This window comes from Micromonospora chersina (assembly GCF_900091475.1).
In the GTDB taxonomy this organism is placed as follows: domain Bacteria; phylum Actinomycetota; class Actinomycetes; order Mycobacteriales; family Micromonosporaceae; genus Micromonospora; species Micromonospora chersina.
This window is the reverse complement of the sequence record NZ_FMIB01000002.1, coordinates 6250500-6276275: the sequence shown is the minus strand read 5'-3', so window position 1 is coordinate 6276275 and position 25776 is coordinate 6250500. Positions and strand designations below refer to the sequence as shown.

Below are 25776 nucleotides of genomic sequence, written 5' to 3'. Positions count from 1 at the left end.
GTGTCCTCCCCCGTTTCCCGAGCGCCCACCCTAGAGCCGGGTGTGGCGCGCAGAACAGCCCCCGGGGCGTACCGGACGGCGGCCGGCGTGCGAGGCTTCCGGCATGGTTCTTGAGGTCGCGCTTATCGACGTGACGCCCGGACACGAGGACGACTTCGCCGCCGCCTACGCGAAGGCGCGCCCGATCCTCGCCGGCACCGAGGGCTGCCGCTCGGTGCGGATGACCCGCGGCGTCGAGTCGCCGTCCCGGTTCGTGCTGCTGGTGGAGTGGGACTCCGTCGAGGCGCACGACGTCAACTTCCGGCAGAGCGAGCGCTTCGGGCAGTGGCGGGCGCTGATCGGGCCGCACTTCGCCGGCCCGCCGCTGGTCGAGCACTTCGTCGACGTGCCGGCCTGAGCTGTCGTACCCCTGACATAGCCTGCGCTCGACGCGCCGGCCACCGGAACCCGACGGACATCGGGGGCGCCGGGCCCGGTGGCCGCGCGCCGAACGCCGCGTTCGCCGGGTCGGGCTGACCGCTCAGTCAGGCTCGCGGGGCCGGGGCACCGGCGCGGGGCCGAGCCGCCGGCCGAGCAGCTCCACCGTCTCCTCCTCCGGCAGCGCCGCCGCCAGCAGCCAGTCGACCACCTGCTCGTAGCGGGCGACGTCCGCCTCGGCGACCAGCCTCAGGTCGGTGGTGAGCGTCTCCACCAGCACGGTGCGCGGGTCGTCCGGGTCCGGATACGCGTAGTACGAGAACGGCGCGAGCGGGTGCAGGTCGCCGTACGGGGAGGCGTTCGCGGGCAGCAGCCGGATGGTGACGTGCGGCCGTTCGGCGAGGACGACCAGGTGCCGGAGCTGGTCCCGCCAGACCTCGACGGACAGGCCGGCCGGGTCGCAGGCACGCTCGTCGATCAGCGCGGTGTAGTGCGGAGGCTCCGGCCGGCACAGCACCTCCTGGCGCACCGCGCGGGCGCGGACGTCTGCCTCGACGTCCACGTCGTCGGCGAGCAGCGCGCCGGCCGACACCCGCAACCGGGCGTACTCGGGGATCTGGAGCAGCCCGGGCACCAGCACCGGCTGGTAGTCCACGATGCGGACCGCGCCCGCCTCCAGTTCCGCGTACGCCCGCTGCCGCTCCCCCATCTCGCCCAGCGCCTTGGACCAGCCGCGGCCGGTGGCGGCGTCGCGGGCGATGACGATCAGCTCGTCCCGCTGGTGGGGCGGCACCGCGTAGACGTCGAGCAGGTCGAGCACGTCGGCCAGGTCGGGCCGGCTCTGCCCCAGCTCGATGCGGGACAGCTTCGATGTGGACGCCCAGCCGAGCCGGCCGCAGACCTGCTCCAGGGTGAGCGACTCCCGGCGGCGCAGCCGGCGCAGCTCCGCGCCGAGCCGCACCCGCCGGACGACAGGACTTGCTGACAACGGCATGCGCGCCTCCCCACCGAGGGAGAGTACGCATGACCATCACGCAGGGCAATACCTTGCTCGCGCAGAGCTATCGTCGGGCGTCAGGGACGGTAGGTGCCGAAGGACCAGACGAGGCCGGCCAGATCGCGGGCGGCGTAGTCACGGGAGCCGTAGTCGGTGTCGAAGGGCGGCCGGACGACCTCCGCGCCGGCCGCACGGGCCCGCTCGTGGTGCGCGTCGACGTCGTCGACGGCCACGTAGACGCGGTAGTCGTCGTCGGCCGGCCGGCTCGCCGGGGCCGGCCCGGGGCCGAGCATGACGAGGTCGTCGCCGTAGCCCAGTTGGGCGTGCCGCACCGAGCCGTCAGGGCCCTCGTGCACCTCGTGGACGGTGAGGCCGAACGCGGACCGGAGGAAGTCGACGGCGGCGCGGGGGTCGGGGTACCGGAGGACCGGGTAGATGCTTCGCATGGGTCCGAGTCTGCCGGTGGGCGGGTCAGCCGGGATTGGACGAATGTGACCCGGGCCGGGCCAGCGTCGTGGGGGTCGACCCGGCGAACTCGCGGAACTCCCGGATCAGGTGCGACTGGTCGTAGTAGCCGCACCGCGCCGCCAGCTCCGCCCATCCGGGGTCTGCGCCGGCCGCCGGGTGCCCGTTGCCGGCCGCCGCCCGTCCGCCGCCGCCCGGGCCGGCCGCCGGGTGCGCGTCACCGGCCGCCGCCGGTCCGCCGCCTGTGCCGGCCGCCGGGTGCGTGTCGCCGGTCGGCGCGGTGACGAGCGTGCGGCCCACCATGGCGTACGCCCGCTGGAAGCGGAGCAGCCGGGCGACGGTCTTCGGGGGCAGGCCGAACTCCCGCCGGAACCGGACCGCCAGGTGGCGGCGGCTCCAGCCGACCTCCTCGGCCAGCGCGGCGACGCCCAGCCCGCCGCCGCTGCCGTCGAGCAGCCGCCAGGCCCGCAGCAGGCGCGCATCGACCGGCCCGGTCACCGCCAGCCGGGCCGCGAGGGCGGCGTCGAGCCGGGCGAACCGACCCGCCCAGTCGGGCAGAGCGGCAAGCTCGTCGCGGAGCCGGGCCAACCAGCCGGCGAGCCGGTCGACCGGGACCGCCCGGTTGGCGAGCTCACCCAGCGGCAGCCCGAGCAGCCGGCGAGCGGCCGGGGCGGTCAGCAGCACCTGCACACCGGCGCCCTCGCCGGCGGTGCGCGTCGCGCACCAGCCGTCGAACGGCCCGGCCAGGAAGGCGTTCGTCGCGTGCGCGCCCCGGTCGGCGGCACGCGGATCGGTCACGTCCAGCGGGGCGCCCCAGCCGAGGATCAGCACCACGAAGGCACCGGCCGCCTCCCGGCGCACCACCGGGCCGGCCGTCCGCTCCCGGTAGCCGAGATAGCTGTCGACGTAGTGGCGCAGCCGGGGGTCGGGGAGCCCGATCACGGCCTCGGTCAGCACGGCGGCCTCCCCCACCCCGGCGCGTCACTTCACCCCGGCGGCGTCCATCCCGCGGAGTTCCTTCTTCAGGTCGGCGACCTCGTCGCGGATCCGGGCGGCCAGCTCGAACTGCAACTCCCGCGCGGCGGCGAGCATCTGGTCGTTGAGCTCCTGGATGAGGTTGGCCAGGTCGGCCCGGGCCATCCCCTCCCGCGACGGCGTCGCCGCGCCGCCCCGGCCCCGGCTGCGGGTCTCCTTGACCGGCGCCTTGCCCCGGGACAGCTGCCGGACAGCTCCGCCGACCCGGCTGTTCTCGGTGTCCTCCGCCTCGCGGTAGATGTCGTCCAGGATGTCGTGGATCTTCTTGCGCAGCGGCTCCGGGCTGATCCCGTTGGCCTCGTTGTGCGCGATCTGCTTGGCCCGGCGCCGGTTGGTCTCGTCGATCGCGTCCGCCATCGACGGGGTGATCTTGTCGGCGTACATGTGGACCTGGCCCGAGACGTTACGGGCCGCGCGGCCGATGGTCTGGATCAGCGACCGGCCGCTGCGCAGGAAGCCCTCCTTGTCGGCGTCGAGGATCGCCACCAGGGAGACCTCGGGCAGGTCGAGGCCCTCGCGGAGCAGGTTGATGCCGACCAGCACGTCGTAGTCGCCCTTGCGCAGCTCGCGCAGCAGCTCCACCCGGCGCAGCGTGTCGACCTCCGAGTGCAGGTAACGGACCCGGATGCCGTTCTCCAGCAGGTAGTCGGACAGGTCCTCGGCCATCTTCTTGGTCAGCGTGGTGACCAGGACCCGCTCGTCCCGCTCGGTGCGCAGCTTGATCTCGTGCATGAGGTCGTCGATCTGCCCCTTCGTGGGCTTCACGACGACCTCGGGGTCGATCAGGCCGGTGGGTCGGATCACCTGCTCGACGAACTCGCCCTGGGCCTGCTCCAGCTCCCACGGACCGGGGGTCGCGGAGAGGAAGACCATCTGGCCGACCCGCTCCAGGAACTCGTCGAAGCGCAACGGCCGGTTGTCGGCCGCGCTGGGCAGCCGGAAGCCGTGGTCGATGAGCATCCGCTTGCGGGAGGCGTCGCCCTCGTACATGCCGCCGATTTGCGGGATGGTCACGTGCGACTCGTCGACCACCGTCAGGAAGTCGTCGGGGAAGTAGTCGAGAAGGCAGTGCGGCGGGCTGCCCGGCAGCCGCCCGTCGATGTGCATCGAGTAGTTCTCGATGCCGGAGCAGAAGCCGACCTGGCGCATCATCTCGATGTCGTAGGTGGTGCGCATCCGCAGCCGCTGCGCCTCCAGCAGCTTGCCCTGCCGCTCCAGCTCGGCCAGCCGCTCGCCCAACTCGGCCTCGATATCGCGGATCGCCCGCTCCATCCGCTCCGGCCCGGCCGCGTAGTGCGTGGCCGGGAAGATCATCAGGCTGTCGACCTCGCGGACCACGTCGCCGGTGAGCGGGTTGAGGTAGTAGAGCTTCTCGATCTCGTCGCCGAACAGCTCGATCCGGACGGCCAGCTCCTCGTAGGCCGGAATGATCTCCAGCGTGTCGCCGCGCACCCGGAAGGTGCCGCGCTGGAAGGCCATGTCGTTGCGCGTGTACTGGATGTCGACCAGCCGGCGCAGCAACTGGTCGCGGTCGAGCTCCTGCCCCACCTTGACCCGCACAGCACGGTCGAGGTATTCCTCCGGCGTGCCCAGGCCGTAGATCGCCGACACCGTGGCCACCACGATCACGTCGCGCCGGGTGAGCAGCGACATGGTCGCCGAGTGCCGCAGCCGCTCGACCTCCTCGTTGATCGAGGAGTCCTTCTCGATGTAGGTGTCGGTCTGCGGGATGTACGCCTCGGGCTGGTAGTAGTCGTAGTAGGAGACGAAGTATTCGACCGCGTTGTGCGGCAGCAGCTCGCTGAACTCCTTGGCGAGCTGGGCGGCGAGGGTCTTGTTGGGCGCGAGCACCAGGGTCGGCCGCTGGAGCCGCTCGACAAGCCACGCCGTGGTGGCGCTCTTGCCGGTGCCGGTCGCGCCGAGCAGCACCGTGTTACGGTCACCATGTCGCACGCGACGCTCAAGCTCGTCGATGGCTGCCGGCTGGTCGCCGGCCGGCTGGAACTCGCTGACGACCTGGAAGCGGCCGTCGAGCCGGGGAATGTCGAGCGCCATGACATCAACGGTACGCCCGAGGTCCGACACTTCCGGGCCGAGCACGCACCGTCCCTGATCGGCTTCGATATTCCCATTGTGTGGCTCATCTCACCGGACTACCCTCGTACCGTAGGCCGCTCGCGGCGGCCGACCGGGCAGGTGGCCGCCCCTCCGGGGCCCGGCCGCCCCCGGCACCGGGGGTCGCAGCACCCGAGAAACCGGCGTGCGCACCCGAGGTGGTCGCGCTCGAGGCGCTGACCGGCCGCCGCGAGCGCCCCTGCTCGTCACCGAAACCCGGCAGCCGCGTTGTGCACTCGTGGAGACCTCTCCCGGACGCCGGCCGCGACGCGCTCGCACCCGCGACACCGGCCCGCTCCCCGCCGACGAAGCCCGCCCCTCCCCGCCCGACCCCCGCCCACCCGCCGCCCCGCACGCGGGCCAGCCCGACCCGGACCGCGGTACGGGCCGGCCCGGCCCTGGCGGCGGCGCGGGAGGCGCTGCCCGGACCCCGGACGAGGCGCCCACGGCAGCCGACTCGAACAGCCCCACGGCCCCCCGCCCCGCATCGCCCGCGGACGCCGCCGCCCCCGAGCGGGCCGCGAACACAGTGCAGCGCAGCGGGAGACCACACCACTCAGCCACCGAGTCGCCAAGCGGCCACCGCAGACCAGCCCCATCCCCCAACCGCCCAAGCGCGGCGCAGCCCGACAACCCCGGGGACCAGCCGCCCGGAGCGAACGACAACCCGCCAAGACCACGGAAGTGGCGGCGCGGAGCGGTCCACGCCAGCGACATCCCCACGGCCACCGACCCCGACGCCACGGCCCTCCCCCGCGAACCGGGCCGCGGCCACCACCGCGCCGCCACGACCGCGAACCGACCCGTGGGCGCCACCGCCCGCCGCCCACGCGCCGATCCGCCGCTCGGGCGACGCCCCCCGGTCGCCCCGGTCGAGCCGCCCGCCGACCCCCAGTTGGACGGGACGGACGACCCGCCCGAGCGACCGACCCGCCGCCGCGCCGCCCTGGTCGCGCTCGCGGCGGCCGCCACGGCCTCGGCGGCGGCCCTGGTCGCCGGCCTGTTGAGCTGGTCGCCCGAGCCGGCCGACCCGGCCGGGACGGTCCGTCCGCTCACCGCTGTCGAGGCCGAGCGGCTGGCCGCCCTGCGGGTCACCAACCTCCGGGACGTCCGCGCCGGCGTACGGGTCACGCTGGGTGCGGGCGGTGGCCGTACCGAGCTGGTCGGCTGGGTCGACTGGGCCCGGCCCCTGGTCTACCTGGACGTCGGCGGCCCCGGGGCGGGCGCCGAGCGGGGGCTGGTGCAGGGCACCGCGTCGACGCTGCTGGTCCGGCCCGATCCCGCCGCGACGCCGGCGCCGGCGCCGCCGCCGCTGGTGCCGCCGGACGACCGGTGGCGGCTGCGGGAGCCGCCGGCCGGGAGCGGCCTGCCCGCGGTGCGGGACCTGCTGCTCGGGCTCGGCACGGTCCGGATCGACCCGCCCAGCCCCGAGGCGCGCTGGCTGCGCCGGGAGATCGTCGACGACGTCCCGGTGGACGTCCTCCAGGCCCCTCTTCCCGTGCTCCAGGGCGCCGGTTCGGCACCGGACCGGAGGCCCCGGCTCTGGGTCGACCGGGACGCCCGGCTGCACCGGCTGGCCGGCTGGCTGCCGGACGGGACCCCGGTCACCGTCGAGCTGGCCCGTAGCGACCGCCCCACTCTGCGCCCGGTGGACGCGCTCGGTGGGCGTCCCGGGCTGCCCCGGGCGCTCTCCGACGGCGAGGCCGACCGGTTGGCCCGGCTGCCCGACCGGTTGCGCGCGGCCGGCGGCGCCACGCTGACCGTGACCGCCCCGTCCGCCGACCTCCGCGGCAGCGGTTGGCTGAGCTGGGCGGGCTCCGCCGCGTACCTCTCGGTAGTGGAGGCCGACGACCCCGGACGGCGCACGTTGGTGCGGGCGCGGCCGGGCAGCGTGGCCCGGCTCGTCGTGCCGGCGGGCGGCGCGACGGGCCCGCCGCTGCCGGCGCCGGACGGCCTGGTCCGGGCGGCCGGGCGGCCGCCGGGCGACGACGTGGAGCGGCTGGTCGACGCGGCGCTGCGGGGCGCCGGCAGCGCCGTGCCGGCGACCGCGGCGGTCCGGGTCCGGGACGACCGGGTGGCGGACCGGGCCGTGGACGTCATCGAGGTACGCGGCCGGCTGCGCTGGTGGATCGACCGGAGCGGGCTGCCGCGCCGGCTGGAGCTGCGGACGGGGCGGGGCGTCTGGGTGCGGTTGGACCTCGCCCCCGGGCGGGTGCCGGCGCTGCCCGGCGCCGAGCGTCCCGTCAGGAAGCCGGCGAAACGCCGCTGAGCGGGCTCAGGGCCGCCAACCGGTCTGCGCGGCCCACTCCTCGGCCCGCAGGTGCTCCTCGTCGAACCAGGGGTCCTTCAGCGTGCCGTACGTGGCGCTGTCCGGCGCGGAGGCGGCCAGCTCCCGCTTCAGTTGCAGGTACGCGGCCCGCTGCCCGGGGTCGGCGCGCAGGTGGTCGCGCATCAGCAGGGCGTCGCGCCAGCCGGGCGAGTCGGCCACCCGCAGGTGCAGGTGCACGGGGCGGCCCGGGTCGGCGCTGCCGTGCAGCCGCTTCTCCCAGTGCCGGCTGCCGGGCGGGCGGGGGTTGTCCCACCAGTCGCCGGGCAGCCGGGGGAAGCCCGCCTCGGCGAGCCGGTCGGCGAGCGGCCCGTCCGCGTCGGCCAGGGACGGCACGGTGAGCTGGATGTCGATGACGTCCTTGGCGGCCAGCCCGGGCACCGCCGTGGAGCCGATGTGGTCGACCCGCAGGTCGGCGCCGGCCGCGTGGCGGATCCGGGCGGCCAGCCGGGCGTACTGCTGGGGCCAGGTCGGGTCGGGTTCGGTGAGCACCACCTGCTCGGGTCGGACCGCGCGGCGTTCGCGCACGTTGCGCTCGTAGGGCCGCAGGCGTTCGTGCCAGAGGGCGTCCACGGCGGCGTGCAGGTCAGCGAGGGTGCCGTCGTTGCCGAGCAGGACGTCGGCCGCCGCCTGCCGGCGGGCGTCGTCGGCCTGCGCGGCGATCCGCCGCTCGGCCTCCGCCCGGTCCATGCCGCGGTCGCGGGCCAGCCGCTCCAGCCGGGTGGTCACCGCCGCCTGCACCACGAGCACCAGGTGGTACGTGGGCGCGAGCCCCACCTCGACCAGCAGGGGCACGTCGTTGACCACGACGGCGTCGGGGGGCGCCGCGGCCACCAGCGCGGCGGTGCGGGCGCGGACCCGCGGGTGGGTGATCGCCTCCAGCCGGCGGCGGGCGTCCTCGTCACCGAAGACCACGGCCCCCAGGGCGGCCCGGTCCAGTGCCCCGTCGGCGTCGAGGACCCGGTCGGAGAAGGCCGCGACGATCTCGGCGAGGCCCTCGCTGCCCGGTGCGACCACCTCGCGGGCGATCCGGTCCGCGTCGACGATCACCGCGCCGAGCGCCGCCAGCCGGCTGGACACCGCGCTCTTGCCCGACCCGATCCCGCCGGTCAACCCCACCTTCAGCACCGGGACAGTCAACCCGATCACCGTTTCCGGTGCCAACTTGCCCCGGGCACGGCGAAGGCCCCGCCCCCGGCGACCCGGTGGTACCGGATCGCGGGGACGGGGCCCCTCGTCGTTCAGCGACTACGTCAGCGTCGGCCGGGCCGAGCTGGACTCGTCACCGGGTCACTTGCCGCCGGCGAGCTTCTCCCGCAGCGCGGCGAGCGCCTCGTCGGTGGCCAGCGTGCCGGCCGGCTCCTCGGCCTGACGGCTCGGGGCCGAGGTCGAGGTGGTGGTGCCGGTGACGGCCGGAGCCGGGTTGGCAGCGGCCTCGGCGTCGGCGGCCCGGGAGGTCTGCACCTGCTTGGTGTGGGCCTCCCAGCGCTGGCGCGCCTCGGCGTACTGCTGCTCCCAGGTCTCGCGCTGCTTGTCGTAGCCCTCGAGCCACTCGCCCGTCTCCGGGTCGAAGCCCTCCGGGTAGATGTAGTTGCCCTGCTCGTCGTAGGTCGCGGCCATGCCGTAGAGGGTCGGGTCGAAGTGCTCCTCGCCCTCGACGAAGCCCTCGTTGGCCTGCTTGAGCGACAGCGAGATCCGGCGGCGCTCCAGGTCGATGTCGATGACCTTGACCATGACCTCGGAGCCGACCTGCACGACCTGCTCCGGGATCTCCACGTGGCGCTCGGCCAGCTCGGAGATGTGGACCAGGCCCTCGATGCCGTCGTCCACCCGGACGAAGGCGCCGAACGGCACGAGCTTGGTGACCTTACCCGGAACGATCTGCTGGATCGCGTGGGTGCGGGCGAACTGCCGCCACGGGTCCTCCTGGGTCGCCTTCAGCGACAGCGAGACCCGCTCGCGGTCCAGGTCGACGTCCAGGACCTCGACCTCGACCTCCTGGCCCACCTCGACGACCTCGGACGGGTGGTCGATGTGCTTCCAGGAGAGCTCGGAGACGTGCACCAGGCCGTCCACGCCGCCCAGGTCGACGAACGCGCCGAAGTTGACGATCGAGGACACGACGCCCTTGCGGACCTGGCCCTTCTGCAGCTTGTTGAGGAACTCGGTGCGCACCTCGGACTGCGTCTGCTCCAGCCACGCCCGGCGGGACAGCACCACGTTGTTGCGGTTCTTGTCCAGCTCGATGATCTTGGCCTCGAGCTCGCGACCGACGTACGGCTGCAGGTCGCGGACCCGCCGCATCTCGACGAGCGAGGCGGGCAGGAAGCCGCGCAGCCCGATGTCGAGGATGAGACCACCCTTGACGACCTCGATGACCGAGCCGCGGACGACGCCGTCCTCGTCCTTGATCTTCTCGATCGTGCCCCAGGCCCGCTCGTACTGCGCCCGCTTCTTGGAGAGGATCAGGCGACCCTCCTTGTCCTCCTTCTGGAGGACAAGGGCCTCGATGTGGTCGCCGACCGAAACGACCTCGGCCGGGTCCACGTCGTGCTTGATCGACAGCTCCCGAGAGGGGATCACGCCCTCGGTCTTGTAGCCGATGTCGAGCAGGACCTCGTCCCGATCGACCTTGACGACGGTGCCTTCGACAATGTCGCCGTCGTTGAAGTACTTGATGGTCTCGTCGATCGCGGCGAGGAAAGCTTCCTCAGAGCCGAGGTCGTCGACGGTGACCTTGTTGGCGCTCGAGGTGGCCTCGATGCTGCTCGTCATGTGGGCGGTTGCTCCGGTCGGATGGGTGTCACAGCAGGCGTGGGCGTCGCGGTGACTCAGTCCGCGCCAGCGGATCCGTCGCCGGGCACACCGAACGATCGCCATGAGAAGATCATTAGTGGCTCCGGTGACCGCGCACCTGCTCCCTGCCGAGGCACACGATCCGCGAGCGCATCGTCTAGCCTACCCGCTGCATTACCACAGCGTGCAAGCCCTCCCGGGTCTCCTCGGACGCGTCAGCTGCGAAAGCGGAGATTTCGCGCGGTAAGGTGCCACCGCTGTCTCGTCCGTCACACCTGCCCCAGCCGCCACACCGCCGCCCGGCCGCCGGGCGCGGCACCCGGGGGCCTAGCGTGGGCGGGTGGACGACGACAGGGTGACCCGGCGCCGGGTGGGCGCGGCCGAGGTCCGCCGGGCCAACCGGGGCTGGTGGGACACCGACGCCGACGCGTACCAGGCCGAGCACGGCGCCTTCCTCGGCGACGTGGACTTCGTCTGGTGCCCCGAGGGGCTGCGCGAGGCCGACGCCCGGCTGCTCGGCGAGGTGGCCGGCCGCCGAATCCTGGAACTGGGCTGCGGCGCGGCCGCCGCCGCCCGCTGGCTCGCCGCGCAGGGCGCCCGGCCGGTCGCCCTGGACCTCTCCGCCGGCATGTTGCGGCACGCCGCCGAGGCCGCCGCCCGGACCGGCGTACGCGTGCCGCTCGTGCAGGCCGACGCCCTCGCCCTGCCGTTCGCCGACGCGGCCTTCGACACGGTCTGCACGGCGTTCGGCGCGATCCCGTTCGTTGACGACTCGGCGGCGGCCATGCGGGAGGTGGCCCGGGTGCTGCGACCCGGCGGCCGGTGGGTCTTCTCGGTCACCCACCCGATGCGCTGGATCTTCCTGGACGACCCGGGCGAGGGCGGGCTCACCGCCGTGCACTCGTACTTCGACCGCTCCCCCTACGTCGAGCAGGACGAGCACGGGGTGGCCACGTACGTCGAGCAGCACCGCACCCTCGGCGACCGGATCCGCGAGCTCGTGGGCGCAGGGTTCCGCCTGCTCGACCTCGTGGAACCGGAATGGCCGGCGGGACACGAGGGGATCTGGGGGCAGTGGAGCCCGCTGCGCGGCCGGCTCTTCCCCGGCACCGCCATCTTCGTCGCCCAGAAGCCGGCCGCCGACTGAGGAGTCGTTTCCGGCCGGCGGCCCCGGGTAACCGCCGCGCATGGCCGAGAAGGAGGAGTTCCGGCAGGGCGACCACGTCTCCTGGGCCAGCCACAGCGGCCGGGCGTACGGCGTGGTCAAGGAGAAGCTGATCGACCGGACCCACATCCGCGGGCACGCCGTGAACGCCACGCCGGAGGAGCCCCAGTACCGGATCCGCAACGACGACTCGGGCCGGGACGTCGCCCACCGACCGGAGGTGCTGCGTCATGAGCCCAAGTGACGACCCGCAGCAGACGTACCGGGAGTTCACCGACGCGGTGAACATGAAGCCGGGCGAGCTCCAGAAGTGGCTGGAGACCGACGAGTCCAAGCACGTCGGCTGGCGGAAGGGCACCCGGGGCGGCGAGTCGGTGGGCCACGAGTCGGGCCGGCGGATCATCGACCTGCTGCGCCGCAAGCGCGACCAGCTCACCGCCGCCGACTACAAGCACATGCGCAAGGTCGTCGGCTACGTCCGGCGGCACATGGCCCAGCGGCCCAGCGGCGACGTGCGCCGCACCCGCTGGCGGTACTCGCTGATGAACTGGGGCCACGACCCGGTCAAGGCGCCGCTCCCGCCGCCCGGCGGGCCGTCCCGGAAGGCCCTGCAGCGCCACGGCGCCCCGCCCAAGGAACGCCGCGGGCCGGGCCGCTGACCCGGGCACTTGACCCTGCCGCTGACGGCAGGGTCGGACGATCGACGGCATGAACGACGAACAGCAGCGCCCGGAGCGCGTCGGTCAGTGGTCGGCGCTGTTCCAGTCGCGGCCCTCGCCGACGGACACCTCCAGCGGCACGGAGAGCGGGTACGCCGCACCCATCTCCTTGCGGACCAGCGCCTCCAGGGCCTCCCGCTCACCGGGGGCGACCTCGAAGACCAGCTCGTCGTGCACCTGCAGGAGCATCCGGGAGCGCAGCCCGGCGTCGCGCAGCGCGCTGTCGACGTGCAGCATGGCGACCTTGATGATGTCGGCCGCGGAGCCCTGGATCGGGGCGTTGAGGGCCATCCGCTCGGCCATCTCCCGGCGCTGCCGGTTGTCGCTGACCAGGTCGGGCAGGTAGCGGCGGCGGCCCAGGATGGTGGAGGTGTAACCGTCCTGCCGCGCCCGCGCCACCACCTCCTGGAGGTAGTCACGCACCCCGCCGAACCCGGCGAAGTAGTTCTCCATGAGGCCGCGGGCCTCCTCGGCGCTGATCCCGAGCTGCTGGGACAGGCCGAACGCGCTGAGCCCGTAGGCCAGGCCGTAGTTCATCGCCTTGATCTTGCGGCGCTGGTCGGCGGTGACCTGGTCGACCTCGACGGTGAAGACCGAGGAGGCGGTGGCGGCGTGGAAGTCGTGCCCCGAGTTGAACGCCTCGATCAGCGCGTCGTCGGAGGACAGGTGCGCCATGATCCGCATCTCGATCTGGCTGTAGTCGGCGGTGAGCAGGCACTCGTAGCCCTCGCCGACCACGAAGGCCCGCCGGATCCGCCGCCCCTCCTCCGTGCGGATCGGGATGTTCTGGAGGTTGGGCTCGGTCGAGGAGAGCCGGCCGGTGGCCGCCACCGTCTGGTTGAACGTGGTGTGGATGCGGCCGTCGTCGGAGACCGACTTGAGCAGCCCGTCGACGGTCATCTTGAGCTTGGCGACGTCGCGGTGGCGCAGCAGGTGTTCCAGCACCGGGTGCGGGTTCTGCGCGTAGAGCCACTGGAGGGCGTCGGCGTCGGTGGTGTAGCCGGTCTTGATCTTCTTGGTCTTGGGCAGGCCCAGCTCACCGAAGAGGATCTCCTGGAGCTGCTTGGGCGAGCCCAGGTTGAACTCCCGACCGACCGCCGCGTACGCGCCCTGGGCGGCGGCCTTCACCTCGGCGGCGAAGTGCGCCTCCAGCTCCGACAGGTAGTGGGTGTCCGCGGCGATACCCGTGCGCTCCATGGTGGCGAGCACCCGCATGAGCGGCAGCTCGACGCCGGCCATCAGCCGGGCGGACTGCTCGCCGTCGCGGGACAGCTCGGCGTCGATCGCGTCGGCCAGGTCGAGGGTGGCCCGGGCCTGGAGCATGAGGTTCTGCTCGGCCGCGCCGTCGTCGCCGAGCCCGTCGAGGGTGAGCTGGCCGCTCTCCGGCGCGTCGACCCGCAGCTCGCGGTGCAGGTAGCGCAGCGCGAGGTCGGTGAGGTCGTAGGAGCGCTGGTCGGGGCGGGCCAGGTAGGCGGCGATCTGGGTGTCACGGGAGATGCCCTGGAGGTCCCAGCCGTGCGCGGCGAACGCGAGCACGGCCGGCTTGCTGTCGTGCAGCACCTTGGGGCGGGCCTCGTCGGCCAGCCAGCCGGCCAGGGCGCCCTCGTCCCTGGGATCGAGCGTGGCCGGGTCGAACCAGGCGGCCGCGCCGCCGGCGGTGGCCAGCGCCATGCCCGTCACGGCGGCGGTGTGCCGCCGGTTGGGGCCGGTGTCGAGCTTGACCGCCACGCCGACCGGGGCGCCGGCCGGGGCGTGCGTGGCCAGCCAGCCGGCGAGCGCGCCCGGCTCGGTGAGCACCTGCCCGGCCAGCTCGAAGCCGGCCTCGGCCTCCGGCTCGACGGCCTCCAGGTACTGGTAGAGCCGGTCGCGCAGGATGCGGAACTGGAGGGTGTCGAAGACCTGGTGCACGGCCTCCCGGTCCCAGCCCTGCCAGCGGGCGTCCTCCGGGCGCACCGGCAGCTCCAGGTCGGTGACCAGGCAGTTGATCTCGTAGTTGCGGATCACGTCGGCGAGCCGCTCGCGCAGGCTGTCGCCGGCCTTGCCCTTGATCTCGTCGGCCCGGGCCACCACGCCCTCGACCCCGTCGTAGAGGTTGATCCACTTGGCGGCGGTCTTCGGGCCGACACCCGGGACGCCGGGCAGGTTGTCGCTGGTCTCGCCGACCAGGGCGGCCAGGTCGCGGTAGCGGCCGGGGCCGACGCCGTACTTCGCCTCGACGGCGGCCGGGTCCATCCGGGCCAGGTCGGAGACGCCCTTGCGCGGGTAGAGCACGGTGACCCGATCGCCGACGAGCTGGAACGCGTCCCGGTCGCCGGTGGTGATCAGCACGTCCATGCCCTGGTCGCGGGCCTGGCAGGCGAGGGTGGCGATGACGTCGTCGGCCTCGTAGCCCTCCTTCTCCACGACCGGGATGCGCAGCGCCGCGAGGACCTCCTTGACGAGGCTGACCTGGCCCTTGAAGTCGGTCGGGGTCTCGCTGCGGCCGGCCTTGTACTCCGCGTACTTCTCCGTCCGGAAGGAGCGGCGGGAGACGTCGAAGGCGACCACGATGTGGCTGGGCTGCTCGTCGCGGAGCACGTTGATCAGCATCGAGGTGAAGCCGTAGACGGCGTTGGTCGGCTGCCCCGTGGTGGTGGAGAAGTTCTCCACCGGCAGGGCGAAGAACGCCCGGTATGCCAGGGAGTGTCCGTCGACGAGGAGCAGGCGCGGCGTCGTAGCTGTCACGGCAGCGACTCTAGCCCGTGGCCCCGACATCCCGGCGGACGGCGGCGCCGCGAAAAGCGGCGGCCGGCCGCCCCGGGTGGGGACGGCCGGCCGCCGGCGGGTACGACTCAGGCGACGCCGAGGTACGCCTCCTTGACCGCCGGGTCGTGCAGCAGGTCCCGGCCGGTGCCCTCCTTGACGATCCGGCCGGTCTCCAGCACGTAGCCCCGGTGGGCCCGGGAGAGCGCCTGCTGGGCGTTCTGCTCCACCAGCAGGATGGTGGTGCCCTGCTCGTTGATCCGGGTGATGATCTCGAAGATCTGCTGGATCAGCATCGGCGCGAGCCCCATCGAGGGCTCGTCGAGCAGCAGCAGCTTCGGGCGGGCCATCAGGGCCCGGCCCACCGCCAGCATCTGCTGCTCGCCACCGGAGAGCGTGCCACCGGCCTGCTTGCGCCGCTCGTGCAGCCGGGGGAAGAGGTCCATGACCATCTTCATGTCCTCGGCGATGCCCGACCGGTCCTTGCGGGTGTACGCGCCCATCTCCAGGTTCTCGACGACGGTCATCCCGGGGAACACGCCCCGGCCCTCGGGCGCCTGCCCGATGCCCCGGACCACCCGCAGGTCGGCCCGCATCCGGGTGACGTCGGTCCCGTCGAAGACGATCGAGCCGGAGGCCACCGGGCGCAGCCCGGAGATCGCCCGCATGGTGGTGGTCTTGCCGGCGCCGTTCGCGCCGATCAGGGCCACCACCTCACCCTCGTCGACGCGCAGGCTGATCCCGTGCAGCGCCTGGATCCGCCCGTACAGCAGGGTCAGGTCGTTGATCTCAAGCAGCATCGGTCGGCACCCCCAGGTACGCGGCGATCACCTTCGGGTCCTCCCGGACCTCGGCCGGCAGGCCCTCGGCGATCTTCTTGCCGAACTCCAGCACCACGATGCGGTCGGTCACGCCCATGACGAGTCGCATGTCGTGCTCGATCAACAGGATCGTCGTGCCATTGTCGCGGATCTTCCGGATCAGGCCGTTCAGTTCCTCCTTCTCCGCCGGGGTGAAGCCGGCGGCCGGCTCGTCCAGGCAGAGCAGGGTCGGATCCGTGGCCAGGGCCCGGGCGATCTCCAGCCGGCGCTGCTCGCCGTACGAGAGGTTGCGGGCCAGGTCCCCGGCGCGGCGCTCGATGCCGACGAACCGCAGCAGCTCGTACGCCCGCTCGCGGCCCTGCCGCTCCTCCCGCCAGTGCCGCGGCAGCCGCAGCATCGCGGAGATCACGCTGGTCTTGTGGTGGGCGTCGGCGCCCACCATCACGTTCTCCAGCGCGGTCATCTCCGGGAAGAGCCGGATGTTCTGGAACGTCCGGGCGATGCCGGCCTTGGTGATCCAGCTCCGGCGCTTGCCGTTGATCCGCTGCCCGGCGAACCGGATCTCGCCCTCGGTGGGCCGGTAGACGCCGGTCATCGCGTTGAAGCAGGTCGTCTTGCCGGCGCCGTTCGGGCCGATCAGGCCGAGGATCTCACCCTTGTACAGGGTGAAGGCGACGTCGTCGAGAGCGACCACACCGCCGAAGCGGAGGGTGACGTGGTCGACCTCCAGCAGCGGCTCCCGCCCGGCCGCGGCGGTCTCGCCCGGCGTGGGCTCGACCGGCGTGTCCGCGCCCTTCTCCGGCGGGGTGCCGACCGTGCTGCGACCGTCGTCGGCGATGTCCCGCTCGCTGGTCTGGTCGCGCTCGCTGTGCATCTGCGGCTCACTCATTGGGCACCGTCTCCTGGGGAACCGCTTCCTTGCGCCGGTCGGCGAACTCCGCCGCCCGCCGCCGGTTGGGCACCAGACCCTGCGGCCGGAAGATCATCATGACGATGACCACGAGGCCGAAGACCAGGATCCGGTACTCGGCGGCGTCGAACTCCACCCCGATGAGGTCACCGACGCCGCGCAGCCACTCCGGCAGGTACCAGGTGACCGCGCCGCCGACGATGGCGCCCTTGATGTTGCCGGCGCCGCCGAGGATCACCGCGGCGAGCACCAGGATGGAGCTCTCCAGCACGAACTGGTCGGAGTTGATGAACGTCTGCTTGCCGGCGAAGACCGCGCCGGTCAGGCCGGCCACGGCGGCGCCGATGGCGAACGCCCACAGCTTGTACTTGAACGTCGGCACGCCCATGATCTCGGCGGCGTCCTCGTCCTCGCGGATGGCCACCCAGGCCCGGCCGACCCGGCTGTTGGCCAGGTTCCGGATCAGCAGCAGCACGATGAGGATCAGCGTCAGCATCAGCCAGTAGTACGGCCGGGCGTCGACCACCCCGAACAGCGGCTTGCCGTCCGAGCCGGTGCCCGGCGGGTGCGGGATCGCCGGAATGCCCCGCTGGCCCTGGAGGAGACCGTCCTGGCGCGCGGCGTAGAGCCGGATCATCTCGGCGAAGCCGAGGGTCACGATGGCCAGGTAGTCACCGCGCAGGCGCAGCGTCGGGCCACCGAGGATCACGCCGGAGACCATCGCCACCATCACCGCCAGCGGCACCGCCGCCAGCCACGGCCAGTTCGTGCCGAACCGGCTCTCCGGCGACGTGAGCAACGCGACCGTGTACGCGCCGAGCGCGTAGAAGCCGAAGTAGCCCAGGTCGAGCAGGCCGGCGAAGCCGACCACCACGTTGAGCCCGACGGCCAGCAGCACGAACACCGCGGTGTCGAAGAGCACGCCCGCGAAGTCCGAGCGGGTGGTGTAGAAGGCGAAGTAGTCGCTGCCGATCGGGAAGCCGAGGTACTCGTAGAACCACTTGTTGGGCAGGATGTAGAGCAGGACGACCAGTGCGGCGATCGCCGCCCAGCGCACCTGCTTGGGCATCGCCGCCCAGCGGCTCTTGAAGCCCGCGGTCCGCTTCTTGTCCACGGTGGCGGTCATGCGCGCGCCCTCCCGAGAGATTCGCCGAGCAGACCGGTCGGGCGGAACATCAGCAGCACGATCAGCAGCACGAAGCCGGTGAAGTCCTTCCAGTCGCCGCCGAACAGGCCGGCCGCGTAGTTCTCCACCACCCCGAGCAGCAGGCCGCCGAGCAGCGCGCCGCGCAGGTTGCCGATGCCGCCGAGCACCGCGGCCGAGAACGCCTTGAGCCCGATCAGGAAGCCGACGTTGAACTTGGTGTAGCCGAACCGGATGTCCCACAGCAGGGCGCCCACGCCGGCCATCAGGCCGCCGAGCACGAAGACCAGCAGGATGACCCGGTTCTTGTTGACGCCCATGAGCGCGGCGGTGTCCGCGTCCTGGGCGACGGCCCGGATGCCGCGGCCCAGGCGGCTGCGGTTCACGAACTGGTCCAGCGCGATCATCATGATCAGCGTGACCGCGAGGATGAGCAGCTGGACGTTTGTCACCGCGGCGCCGAAGAGGGTGAAGACCGTCTTCTGCGGGAGCAGGTCCGGCATGCCGAACGGGGCCCGGCTGGTGCTGATGCCGAACGACTCGGCGAGCACGAACGAGGCGCCGATCGCGGTGATGAGGAAGGCCAGCGGCGGCGCGTTGCGGCGGCGCAGCGGCCGGTAGGCGACCAGTTCGACAGTGACCGCGGTGATCGCCGAGGCGGCCATGGCCACCACGAGACCGGCGACGATCGCCAGGATCAGCGGGCCGATGGCCGGGGCGGCCGAGTTCTGGTCGTAGCCGAGGGCCTGCCAGGTCCACAGGGCGGTGAAGGTACCGACCATGAAGACCTCGGAGTGAGCAAAGTTGATCAGGCGCAGAACGCCGTACACCAGGGTGTAGCCGAGAGCGATGAGCGCGTAGATCGCGCCCTGCTCCAGGCCGGTGATGGTCAGCGCCGGGAAGTTCCCGAAGAGCTCATCGAAGTTCAAGTGGGGGCTCCAACTGTGCGGCCAAGCGGTGCGGCCGGGAGGAAATCTCCCGGCCGCACGCCTGGTGTCCCGTGCCGGGACCGGACGAACCGGTCAGGACTTGGGGATCTCGATGTCGGGGACGACCTTGCCCGCGTTCACCTTGAACGCCCAGACCAGCACCTGAGCGGGGTCAAGCTCGCCGTTGGACTCGAACTTGTAGGTGACGCCCGTGGCGCCGCCGGCCTTGTTGTAGGAGTTCACGAAGCTGAGCAGGTCGGCCCGGGAGGACTTACCGCTCTTGATGCCCTCGAGGAAGATCTTCGTGATGTCGTACGACACGTCGGCGTAGGTGCCCGGCTCGGCGTTGTCGAAGGCCGCCTTGTAGTCGGTCACGAAGGAGCCCTTGGCCGCGGTGGCCGGGGCGCACGGGCAGGTCAGGATCGTGCCCTCGGCGACCTGCTCGCCGGCGACCTTGATGAAGTTGGCGTCGTTGACACCGTCACCGGCGACCATCGTGCCCTTCCAGCCCGCGCCCTTGAGCTGCTTGAGCAGCAGGCCGGCCTCGGTGTAGTAGCCACCGAAGAAGAGGACGTTCGCACCGCTGCTCTGGATCTTGGTGACCACGGCGGAGAAGTTGGTCTGCTTGACCTGGATCTTGTCCTCGCCCGCGACCGAGCCGAGAACCTTCTTCACCTCGTCGACCAGGCCCTGGCCGTACGCCGACTGGTCGTCGACCACGTAGACCTTCTCGGCCTTCAGGACGTTCTTGATGTACCGGCCGGCGGCCGGGCCCTGCGAGGTGTCGTTACCGACGCCCCGGTGGAAGATCTTCCAGTTCTTGGTGCTCAGGCTCGGACGGGTCGCCGACGGCGTGATGATCGGCAGGCCGGCCTCGTCGAAGATCGGGTCCGCAACCTCGGACTCACCGGAGAACGCCGGGCCGATGATGCCGACGACCTTGCTGTCGCCGACCGCCTGCTGCGCCAGGGCCGGGGCCTTGGCCGGGTCGCCCTGCGAGTCGTACTCGGAGAGCTGGACCTTGCAGTCCGCGTTGTCCTTGTTGTACTGGTCGATGGCCAGCTTGGTGCCGTTGCGCATGTGGATACCGAGACCGGCGGCGTCACCGGTCAGCGGGCCGAAGAAGCCGATCTTCAGGTCGCAGGCGGCCTTGCTGCCACCCGCGTCACTACCACTGTCAGCCTTGCAGGCCGCGCCACTGAAAACGAGCGCGCCGATGGCGACGCCACCCAGCACCCGTGCGAGCTTCTGCCTCACGGCTCGTACCCTCCTCCGTCCGATGGCCCGGAAACCACCCACCGCGAATTGGACCTTGCAGGGGTAGGCCGGACCGACCGCGATCCCGGTCTGGGCCGGGACGTTATCCCACCAGTGGCCTGCGAAGGTAGACCTGGGAAGCGGGGTTGACCTAACCGTTACGTTGAGTGGCCGGATTCACAGAAGTGCTGTAACACACGGGCCCGCGTGGCGAGAAAATCGGACATCCGACACCGACCGGAAACACGCTGGTGGGAGGCTCACGCGGGCCCCCACGGCCCCCGCGCCGCCCACACCCGCGCCCCGGCGTCGTCGTCCACCAGCAGCAGCGCCTCCTCACCCGCTGCGGTCACCGCCACCGTCCGGTCACTCCCCGCCGGCACGGCCACCGGCAACGCCACCGGCGACCACCGCACACCGTCCGCCGAGAACCACCCCGCACGCTCCGCCGACCCGACCACCACCGCCCACACGCCGTCACCGCGCGCCGCCAGCCCCCACACCCGGCCCGGCCGGTCCGTGCCCGCGCCGCCCAGGCCCCCACCCGGCCGCCACGCGTCACCCGCACCCAGCCAGGCGCCCAGACCCTCGCCGCGCCGGCCGACCGCCACCACCCGGTCCCCCGCCCGCACCACCCGCTGCAGGTCCTCGTCCGCGCCACCACCCGGCAGCACCGCGCGCCGCCAGGCCGACCCGTCCGCCGAGGTCCACACCACGGCCCGAGATCCGGTACGCCCCGACGCCAGCACCGAGCCCACCATGAGCCACCCCGACGCCGTCGCCGTGCCGTCGGCCACCCAGGGCCGGCCCGTCGCGTCCGCGGCCAGGCCCGGCACCGCGCTCACCAAGCGGAACTCCGCCCCGTCCGGGGACACCCAGGCCGCCGCGCCGGTCGCCCGGTTACCCGAGAGCAGCCAGCCGCGCGGCCCGCCCGCGATCCGGCCCACGTTGACCGCGTCCGCGCCACCGAACACCTCGAACTCGGCCGGCACCTCGACCAGCGAACCGTCCGCCACCTGCCGCCAGGTGCTGATCCGTGGATTGCCGTGCACCCCGCCGCTCTTGCCGCCCACCGCGCCCAGCCGGCCGTCCCGGCAGCCCGCCGCCGTCAACACGTTCTCCACCCCGTACGGGCTGCGCGGCACCGGCCGCAGCGGAACCCAGGTGGCCGCGTCGGCGCTCGACCAGGCCGCCGGGTGCGTCACCCCCGCGGCGTCCACCACCGCGCCCACCACGAACCAGCGGCCGGCGCAGGACGCCACGTCACGCAGCGCCAACCGGCCGGACAGGCCGGGTGGCATCGGCAGGCTGACCGGCTGCCAGGCCGGCCGCAACGGCTCGGGCGCGGGCGCGGGCCCGGCCCGGCCGGACGAACGGCAGGCAGCGAGCAGCACCACGAGCAGGCCGAGCACCGCCAGCGGACGCCGCATGGCGGCGATCGTATCGACCGGGCCCGACACCGGGAACCCGGCGAGCCGCGCGCCTTTCGATGTCCCCAGGACGGGGATCAGGAGGCCGGCTGTGCCACCTCGCCGCCGGCGGTCTCGGCGAGGATCCGCTCGGCGACCTCCTTCATGGTCATCCGGTGGTCCATGGCGGTGCGCTGGATCCACTTGAACGCCTGCGGCTCGGTCATCCCGTACGTCGTCATGAGCGCGCCCTTGGCCCGCTCGACGGTCTTGCGGATCTCCAGCCGGTCGGTGAGGCCCGCGACCTCCGCCTCCAGCGCCGCGATCTCCGAGTAGCGCGACAGCGCGATCTCCACGGCCGGCACGAGGTCGCTCTTCTGGAACGGCTTGACCAGGTAGGCCATCGCGCCTGCCGCGCGGGCCCGCTCCACCAGGTCGCGCTGGCTGAACGCGGTCAGGATGATGACCGGGGCGATCCGCGCGCCGGCGATCCGCTCGGCGGCGGCCAGCCCGTCCATGATCGGCATCTTGATGTCGAGGATGACCAGGTCCGGCTTCAGCTCCTCGGCGAGCTTGACGGCGGTCTCGCCGTCACCGGCCTCGCCGACCACCTCGTAGCCCTCTTCCACGAGCATCTCGGCCAGGTCCAGCCGGATGAGCGCCTCGTCCTCGGCGATCAGAACGCGCTTGCGCTCGGCATCCGTCTGCATCTCGGCCACGAGCCACTCCCACCAGTCTGAGCTCTGCACCCGCCGTGCCGGGTGCCACCGCCCTTAGCGTAGTGGGTATCCTTGCAGCGCCGAACTGCGCAATGCCCCTGTAGTCCAATGGCAGAGACGATGCACTCAAACTGCATAAAGTGTGGGTTCGAATCCCACCGGGGGCACGCAAATTGTCATACAGGCGTTCGAAGATGTCGTCGTGCATCCACCCGAGATACGCGCTCGAGCACGTCAGGTCTTCCTGTCCGGGGCCACCGTCGCCGAAGCGGCCCGCAGTGTCGGCCTCAACTACCGCACCGTCTGGCACTGGTGCCGGGACCGCCCCACGCCTGCCGTTCAGGGCACCGCGCTGCGATGTTTCCGCTGCCGGGAGGATGTCGGGGTTCCGACAGATCCCACCGCCTACGCCTACCTGCTCGGCCTCTACCTGGGCGACGGGCATCTGGTGGCCACCGCGCGGGTGCCGGTGCTCCGGATCTCCTGCAGTAACAGCTGGCCGGGCCTGATCAGCGCCTGCGACGACGCGATGCGGGCGGTGCTGGCGGAGAAGGTGCAGCGCGTCCCGCAACAGGGCTGCGTCAATGTCCAGAGCTACGGCAAGCACTGGCCGTGCCTGTTTCCGCAGCACGGGCCCGGCAAGAAGCACGAGCGCCCGATCGTCCTGGCCGACTGGCAGCGGACCATCGTCGAGGCCCACCCCGGCGACTTCCTGCGCGGCCTGTTCCACTCCGACGGTTGCCGGTTCGCCAACCGGGTCGTGGTGCGCGGTAAGGAGTACGTCTACCCGCGCTACATGTTCACCAACGAGTCGGCGGACATCATGGGCCTCTGCCAGTGGGCTCTGGACCTGCTGGGCATCGCCTGGCGGATGAACCGGCGCAACTCGCTGTCGGTGGCGCGGCGGGGCGCCGTGCCGGCGCTGGACCGCCACGTCGGCCCGAAGACCTGACCTTCGTCAGAGCACCGCGAGCGCCTGCGCCAGGTCGGCGCGCAGGTCCTCCGGGTCCTCCAGCCCGACGGACAGGCGCAGCAGCCCGCCGCCCGGCTTGGCGTCGCCCTCGACCGGCCGGTGGGTGAGCGAGGCCGGGTGCTGGATCAGCGTGTCGACGCCGCCGAGCGACACGGCGTGGGTGATGAGCCGGCAGGCGCCGGCGACGGCGGCCGCGGCGGGGGCGCCGCCGCGTACCTCGAAGGCGAGCAGGCTGCCGGGGCCGGACATCTGCCGGCCGACGAGCCCGGCCGGGTCACCGACGCTGGGGTGGTGGACCCGGGCGACGGCGGGGTGGTCGGAGAGCCAGGCGGCGATCTTCTCGGCGCCGGCCTGCTGGGCGCGGACCCGCAGCGGCAGGGTCTGCAGGCCGCGGTGCAGGAGGTAGGCGCCGAGCGGGTGCAGGACGGCGCCGGTGACGGCGCGGACCTGGCGCAGGCGGGCGGCCCAGTCGGGGGCGCAGGCGACGACACCGGCGAGGACGTCGCCGTGGCCGCCGATGCTCTTGGTGGCGCTGTGCAGCACGAGGGCGGCGCCGTGCCGGGCGGGCTGCTGGAGGACGGGGGTCGCGACGGTGTTGTCGACGAGCAGCGGCGCGTGGCCGGCGGCGGCGGCGAGGGCGGCGATGTCGACGAGGTCGAGGGTGGGGTTGGCGGGGGTCTCGACGACGACGAGGGCGGTGTCGGGGCGCACGGCGACGGCGACCTCGTCGGGGCGGGCCCAGGTGACCTCGGTGCCGAGCAGGCCGGTGGCGAGCACGTGGTCGGTGCCGCCGTAGAGGGGACGGACGGCGACGATGTGGCGCTTCCCGTCGCGGGTGGCGGCGAGCAGGGCGGCGGTGAGGGCGGCCATGCCGCTGGCGAAGGCGACGGCTTCGGCGGTGCCTTCGAGGTGGGCGAGGGCGGTTTCGAAGCGGGCCACTGTCGGGTTCCAGAGCCGCTGGTAGACGGCGCTGCCGCCGGCGGGGAGGGTGCCCCCGGTGGCGAGGGTTTCGTAGTCGTCACCGCCGCCGGCCACGGAGGGCAGCGGGTTGGTGGTGGAGAAGTCGATGGGCGGCACGTGGACGCCGAGAGCCGCGAGGTCCTCGCGTCCGGCGTGCACGGCTGCGGTGTCCACGGCGGTCATGCCGGAAGCGTCGAACATGAGCGTGCTGTCGGGCAAGAGAAGCGAAGATGATTCTGCGTCGACCCCTTCCGGGTGAGGGAAGTTCGGGGAAGGATGGTCGCATGCCTGTCGCACCGAATGATGTACGGCCGTTCGCGGCGCTGGACGACACCGACCGCGCGATCCTGGCCGAGCTGGCGGCGGACGGGCGGCTGCCGAACAACGCCCTCGCCGAGCGGGTGGGTGTGGCGCCGTCGACGTGCCTGACGCGGACCCGGGCCCTGCGCGAGTGCGGGGCGATCCGGGGGTTCCACGCGGAGGTGGACCCGGCGGCCGTGGGGCTGCCGTTGCAGGCGCTGGTGTCGGTGCGGCTGGCGGCGCACGAGCGGGCGGCGGTGGACGCGTTCCGGGCCCGGTCGGTGCGGCTGCCGGGGGTGGTGTCGGTGTTCCACGTGGCGGGCGCGGAGGACTACGTGCTGCACGTGCGGGCGGCGTCGGGCGACGCGTTGCGGGACTTCGTGCTGGACCATCTGGCGGTGGATCCGGCGGTGCAGCACACCCAGACGAGTCTGATCTTCGAGCAGGCGCGCGGTATGGGCTGACGCACCCGGGGGAACAAATCCGGCGCGCGGCGGGTTGATCATTGTCGTGATCGACGTACCCCTGTCTGTTCTTGATCTTGCTCCGGTGGCCGCCACCGGCAGCGCCGGCGAGGCGCTGCGGCACACGACCGAGCTGGCCCGCCGCACCGAGGAGCTGGGCTACCGCCGGTTCTGGGTGGCCGAGCATCACAACATGCCGGCGATCGCCAGTTCCGCGCCGGCGGTGCTGCTGGCGCACCTGGCGGCGCACACCTCGACGATCCGGCTGGGTTCCGGTGGCGTGATGCTGCCCAACCACGCCCCGCTGGTGGTGGCGGAGCAGTTCGGCACGCTGGAGGCGCTGCACCCGGGCCGGATCGACCTGGGCATCGGCCGTGCGCCGGGCACCGACCAGGTGACCGCGCTGGCGCTGCGCCGGACCATGGAGGGGCTGTCGGCGGAGCACTTCCCGCGCGAGCTGGCCGACCTCATGAACTATTTCAGCGGGGCGGAGCCGGGCCCGATCACCGCCACGCCGGGTCGGGGGCAGTCCCCGGCCGTGTGGCTGCTCGGGTCGAGCGGGTTCAGCGCCCAGCTGGCCGGGCTGCTCGGGCTGCCGTTCTCGTTCGCGCACCACTTCAGCGCGCAGAACACCATCCCGGCGCTCCAGCTCTACCGGCAGAGCTTCCGGCCGTCGCAGTGGCTGGAGCAGCCGTACGCGATGGTGGCGGTCAACGCGGTGTGCGCGGAGACCGACGAGCGGGCCGAGTGGCTGGCCGGTCCGGCCGGGTTGTCCTTGCTGAAGCTGCGGTCGGGGCGGCCGGAGCCGCTGGTCAGCCCGGAGGAGGCGGCGGCCTACCCGTACTCGGAGTTCGAGCGCGAGTTCGTGGCGCAGCGCCGGGAGGGCCAGGCGACCGGTTCGCCGGAGACGGTGGCCCGGCAGCTCGGCGCGCTGCTGGAGCGCACCGGCGCCGACGAGCTGATGCTGACCACGATGGTCTACGACGTGGCCGACCGGGTCCGCTCGTTCGAGCTGATCGCCGAGAAGGTGGCCGGTGGCCTGCGCCGGAAGGGCTGAAACACGCTCTTCATAGCCACGTCACCCCACCGTCGCGCGGACGGCCTAACTTTGGT

General features: G+C 72.7%; 23 protein-coding genes and 1 tRNA gene. 9 read left to right on the top strand and 15 right to left on the bottom strand.

What is annotated here, in order from left to right:
- Positions 1 to 103 precede the first annotated feature (103 nt).
- The gene (locus GA0070603_RS29245) at positions 104 to 397 is read left to right on the top strand and encodes an antibiotic biosynthesis monooxygenase family protein (protein WP_091320665.1); all 294 of its coding nucleotides are present in this window, start codon (positions 104 to 106) and stop codon (positions 395 to 397) included.
- A 123-nt stretch (positions 398 to 520) separates the two neighbouring features.
- Here GA0070603_RS29245 and GA0070603_RS29240 read toward each other — a convergent pair whose 3' ends face one another.
- The 4 genes from GA0070603_RS29240 to uvrB form a co-directional block, all read right to left on the bottom strand.
- Positions 521 to 1411 (bottom strand): DUF5753 domain-containing protein, encoded by an 891-nt coding sequence (locus GA0070603_RS29240; RefSeq protein WP_091320662.1) that lies wholly within the window; start codon positions 1409 to 1411, stop codon positions 521 to 523.
- A gap of 80 nt (positions 1412 to 1491) precedes the next feature.
- Positions 1492 to 1860 (bottom strand): VOC family protein, encoded by a 369-nt coding sequence (locus tag GA0070603_RS29235; protein WP_091320659.1) that lies wholly within the window; start codon positions 1858 to 1860, stop codon positions 1492 to 1494.
- Positions 1861 to 1885: 25 nt separating this feature from the next.
- The gene (locus tag GA0070603_RS29230; protein WP_244282642.1) at positions 1886 to 2836 is read right to left on the bottom strand and encodes a helix-turn-helix domain-containing protein; all 951 of its coding nucleotides are present in this window, start codon (positions 2834 to 2836) and stop codon (positions 1886 to 1888) included.
- 24 nt (positions 2837 to 2860) lie between these two features.
- Positions 2861 to 4969, bottom strand: a complete 2109-nt coding sequence (gene uvrB / locus GA0070603_RS29225; protein WP_091320655.1) for an excinuclease ABC subunit UvrB — start codon at positions 4967 to 4969, stop codon at positions 2861 to 2863.
- An 865-nt stretch (positions 4970 to 5834) separates the two neighbouring features.
- Between uvrB and GA0070603_RS29220 the strand changes: the two genes are divergently transcribed.
- Positions 5835 to 7298, top strand: a complete 1464-nt coding sequence (locus GA0070603_RS29220; RefSeq protein WP_091320652.1) for a hypothetical protein — start codon at positions 5835 to 5837, stop codon at positions 7296 to 7298.
- Between the two features lie 6 nt (positions 7299 to 7304).
- Here GA0070603_RS29220 and coaE read toward each other — a convergent pair whose 3' ends face one another.
- Complete coding sequence (gene coaE / locus GA0070603_RS29215) at positions 7305 to 8483, bottom strand: dephospho-CoA kinase (RefSeq protein ID WP_091320648.1); 1179 nt, start codon at positions 8481 to 8483, stop codon at positions 7305 to 7307.
- Between the two features lie 162 nt (positions 8484 to 8645).
- Positions 8646 to 10235 (bottom strand): 30S ribosomal protein S1, encoded by a 1590-nt coding sequence (rpsA, locus tag GA0070603_RS29210; protein WP_208862965.1) that lies wholly within the window; start codon positions 10233 to 10235, stop codon positions 8646 to 8648.
- A 256-nt stretch (positions 10236 to 10491) separates the two neighbouring features.
- Here rpsA and GA0070603_RS29205 point away from each other — a divergent pair, with 256 nt between their 5' ends.
- From GA0070603_RS29205 to GA0070603_RS29195, 3 genes are read left to right on the top strand one after another with little or no spacing between them, the layout of a single operon-like run.
- Positions 10492 to 11298 carry a class I SAM-dependent methyltransferase gene (locus GA0070603_RS29205; protein ID WP_091320640.1) on the top strand — a complete coding sequence of 269 codons (807 nt, stop codon included), beginning with the start codon at positions 10492 to 10494 and terminating at the stop codon, positions 11296 to 11298.
- A 40-nt stretch (positions 11299 to 11338) separates the two neighbouring features.
- The gene (locus GA0070603_RS29200; protein WP_091320636.1) at positions 11339 to 11560 is read left to right on the top strand and encodes a hypervirulence associated TUDOR domain-containing protein; all 222 of its coding nucleotides are present in this window, start codon (positions 11339 to 11341) and stop codon (positions 11558 to 11560) included.
- Entirely contained in the window at positions 11547 to 11975 is a 429-nt protein-coding gene (locus tag GA0070603_RS29195) for a DUF3140 domain-containing protein (RefSeq protein ID WP_091320633.1), read from the top strand. Before GA0070603_RS29200 ends, GA0070603_RS29195 begins: the two co-directional genes overlap by 14 nt.
- A gap of 84 nt (positions 11976 to 12059) precedes the next feature.
- Here the strand turns inward: GA0070603_RS29195 and polA are convergent, their stop codons facing one another.
- The 8 genes from polA to GA0070603_RS29155 all read right to left on the bottom strand — a co-directional run bounded on the left by polA (position 12060) and on the right by GA0070603_RS29155 (position 21966).
- Positions 12060 to 14759 carry a DNA polymerase I gene (polA, locus tag GA0070603_RS29190; RefSeq protein WP_091320629.1) on the bottom strand — a complete coding sequence of 900 codons (2700 nt, stop codon included), beginning with the start codon at positions 14757 to 14759 and terminating at the stop codon, positions 12060 to 12062.
- A gap of 107 nt (positions 14760 to 14866) precedes the next feature.
- Positions 14867 to 15577: an ABC transporter ATP-binding protein gene (locus GA0070603_RS29185; protein WP_091320626.1), complete on the bottom strand. Its 711-nt coding sequence runs from the start codon at positions 15575 to 15577 to the stop codon at positions 14867 to 14869.
- Positions 15567 to 16487 (bottom strand): ABC transporter ATP-binding protein, encoded by a 921-nt coding sequence (locus GA0070603_RS29180; RefSeq protein WP_208862964.1) that lies wholly within the window; start codon positions 16485 to 16487, stop codon positions 15567 to 15569. Before GA0070603_RS29180 ends, GA0070603_RS29185 begins: the two co-directional genes overlap by 11 nt.
- Positions 16480 to 17634 (bottom strand): branched-chain amino acid ABC transporter permease, encoded by a 1155-nt coding sequence (locus tag GA0070603_RS29175; protein WP_091320619.1) that lies wholly within the window; start codon positions 17632 to 17634, stop codon positions 16480 to 16482. The genes GA0070603_RS29180 and GA0070603_RS29175 overlap by 8 nt, the downstream gene beginning before the upstream one ends.
- Positions 17631 to 18581 carry a branched-chain amino acid ABC transporter permease gene (locus tag GA0070603_RS29170; protein ID WP_091320616.1) on the bottom strand — a complete coding sequence of 317 codons (951 nt, stop codon included), beginning with the start codon at positions 18579 to 18581 and terminating at the stop codon, positions 17631 to 17633. The genes GA0070603_RS29175 and GA0070603_RS29170 overlap by 4 nt, the downstream gene beginning before the upstream one ends.
- 93 nt (positions 18582 to 18674) lie before the next feature.
- Positions 18675 to 19838: a branched-chain amino acid ABC transporter substrate-binding protein gene (locus GA0070603_RS29165; RefSeq protein ID WP_091320612.1), complete on the bottom strand. Its 1164-nt coding sequence runs from the start codon at positions 19836 to 19838 to the stop codon at positions 18675 to 18677.
- 260 nt (positions 19839 to 20098) lie between these two features.
- Positions 20099 to 21268, bottom strand: a complete 1170-nt coding sequence (locus GA0070603_RS29160) for a hypothetical protein (RefSeq protein WP_091320609.1) — start codon at positions 21266 to 21268, stop codon at positions 20099 to 20101.
- 77 nt (positions 21269 to 21345) lie between these two features.
- Complete coding sequence (locus GA0070603_RS29155; protein WP_091320605.1) at positions 21346 to 21966, bottom strand: ANTAR domain-containing response regulator; 621 nt, start codon at positions 21964 to 21966, stop codon at positions 21346 to 21348.
- Positions 21967 to 22060: 94 nt separating this feature from the next.
- On the opposite strand from GA0070603_RS29155, the gene GA0070603_RS29150 reads away from it, so the two are divergent.
- Together GA0070603_RS29150 and GA0070603_RS29145 are read left to right on the top strand one after the other, a co-directional pair.
- Positions 22061 to 22133 (top strand) — tRNA-Leu (locus GA0070603_RS29150).
- Positions 22134 to 22168: 35 nt separating this feature from the next.
- The gene (locus GA0070603_RS29145) at positions 22169 to 22918 is read left to right on the top strand and encodes a terminase gpP N-terminus-related DNA-binding protein (protein ID WP_091320602.1); all 750 of its coding nucleotides are present in this window, start codon (positions 22169 to 22171) and stop codon (positions 22916 to 22918) included.
- A 6-nt stretch (positions 22919 to 22924) separates the two neighbouring features.
- Here GA0070603_RS29145 and GA0070603_RS29140 read toward each other — a convergent pair whose 3' ends face one another.
- Positions 22925 to 24100, bottom strand: a complete 1176-nt coding sequence (locus GA0070603_RS29140) for a trans-sulfuration enzyme family protein (protein WP_091320596.1) — start codon at positions 24098 to 24100, stop codon at positions 22925 to 22927.
- A gap of 83 nt (positions 24101 to 24183) precedes the next feature.
- Here GA0070603_RS29140 and GA0070603_RS29135 point away from each other — a divergent pair, with 83 nt between their 5' ends.
- Entirely contained in the window at positions 24184 to 24663 is a 480-nt protein-coding gene (locus GA0070603_RS29135) for an Lrp/AsnC family transcriptional regulator (RefSeq protein ID WP_091320593.1), read from the top strand.
- 46 nt (positions 24664 to 24709) lie between these two features.
- Positions 24710 to 25720, top strand: coding sequence for an LLM class flavin-dependent oxidoreductase (locus GA0070603_RS29130; RefSeq protein ID WP_244282641.1), 1011 nt, complete (start codon positions 24710 to 24712; stop codon positions 25718 to 25720).
- The last annotated feature ends 56 nt before the right edge of the window (positions 25721 to 25776 follow it).

What these genes read in the sequence shown, in the direction of transcription:
- uvrB (WP_091320655.1), bottom strand. Translation starts at nt 4,969, where the DNA reads ATGGCGCTCGACATTCCCCGGCTCGACGGCCGCTTCCAGGTCGTCAGC.
- GA0070603_RS29160 (WP_091320609.1), bottom strand. Translation starts at nt 21,268, where the DNA reads ATGCGGCGTCCGCTGGCGGTGCTCGGCCTGCTCGTGGTGCTGCTCGCT.
- GA0070603_RS29200 (WP_091320636.1), top strand. Translation starts at nt 11,339, where the DNA reads ATGGCCGAGAAGGAGGAGTTCCGGCAGGGCGACCACGTCTCCTGGGCC.
- GA0070603_RS29185 (WP_091320626.1), bottom strand. Translation starts at nt 15,577, where the DNA reads ATGCTGCTTGAGATCAACGACCTGACCCTGCTGTACGGGCGGATCCAG.
- GA0070603_RS29175 (WP_091320619.1), bottom strand. Translation starts at nt 17,634, where the DNA reads ATGACCGCCACCGTGGACAAGAAGCGGACCGCGGGCTTCAAGAGCCGC.
- GA0070603_RS29195 (WP_091320633.1), top strand. Translation starts at nt 11,547, where the DNA reads ATGAGCCCAAGTGACGACCCGCAGCAGACGTACCGGGAGTTCACCGAC.
- GA0070603_RS29245 (WP_091320665.1), top strand. Translation starts at nt 104, where the DNA reads ATGGTTCTTGAGGTCGCGCTTATCGACGTGACGCCCGGACACGAGGAC.
- rpsA (WP_208862965.1), bottom strand. Translation starts at nt 10,235, where the DNA reads ATGGCGATCGTTCGGTGTGCCCGGCGACGGATCCGCTGGCGCGGACTG.
- GA0070603_RS29240 (WP_091320662.1), bottom strand. Translation starts at nt 1,411, where the DNA reads ATGCCGTTGTCAGCAAGTCCTGTCGTCCGGCGGGTGCGGCTCGGCGCG.
- GA0070603_RS29135 (WP_091320593.1), top strand. Translation starts at nt 24,184, where the DNA reads ATGCCTGTCGCACCGAATGATGTACGGCCGTTCGCGGCGCTGGACGAC.
- GA0070603_RS29140 (WP_091320596.1), bottom strand. Translation starts at nt 24,100, where the DNA reads ATGTTCGACGCTTCCGGCATGACCGCCGTGGACACCGCAGCCGTGCAC.
- GA0070603_RS29180 (WP_208862964.1), bottom strand. Translation starts at nt 16,487, where the DNA reads ATGAGTGAGCCGCAGATGCACAGCGAGCGCGACCAGACCAGCGAGCGG.
- GA0070603_RS29235 (WP_091320659.1), bottom strand. Translation starts at nt 1,860, where the DNA reads ATGCGAAGCATCTACCCGGTCCTCCGGTACCCCGACCCCCGCGCCGCC.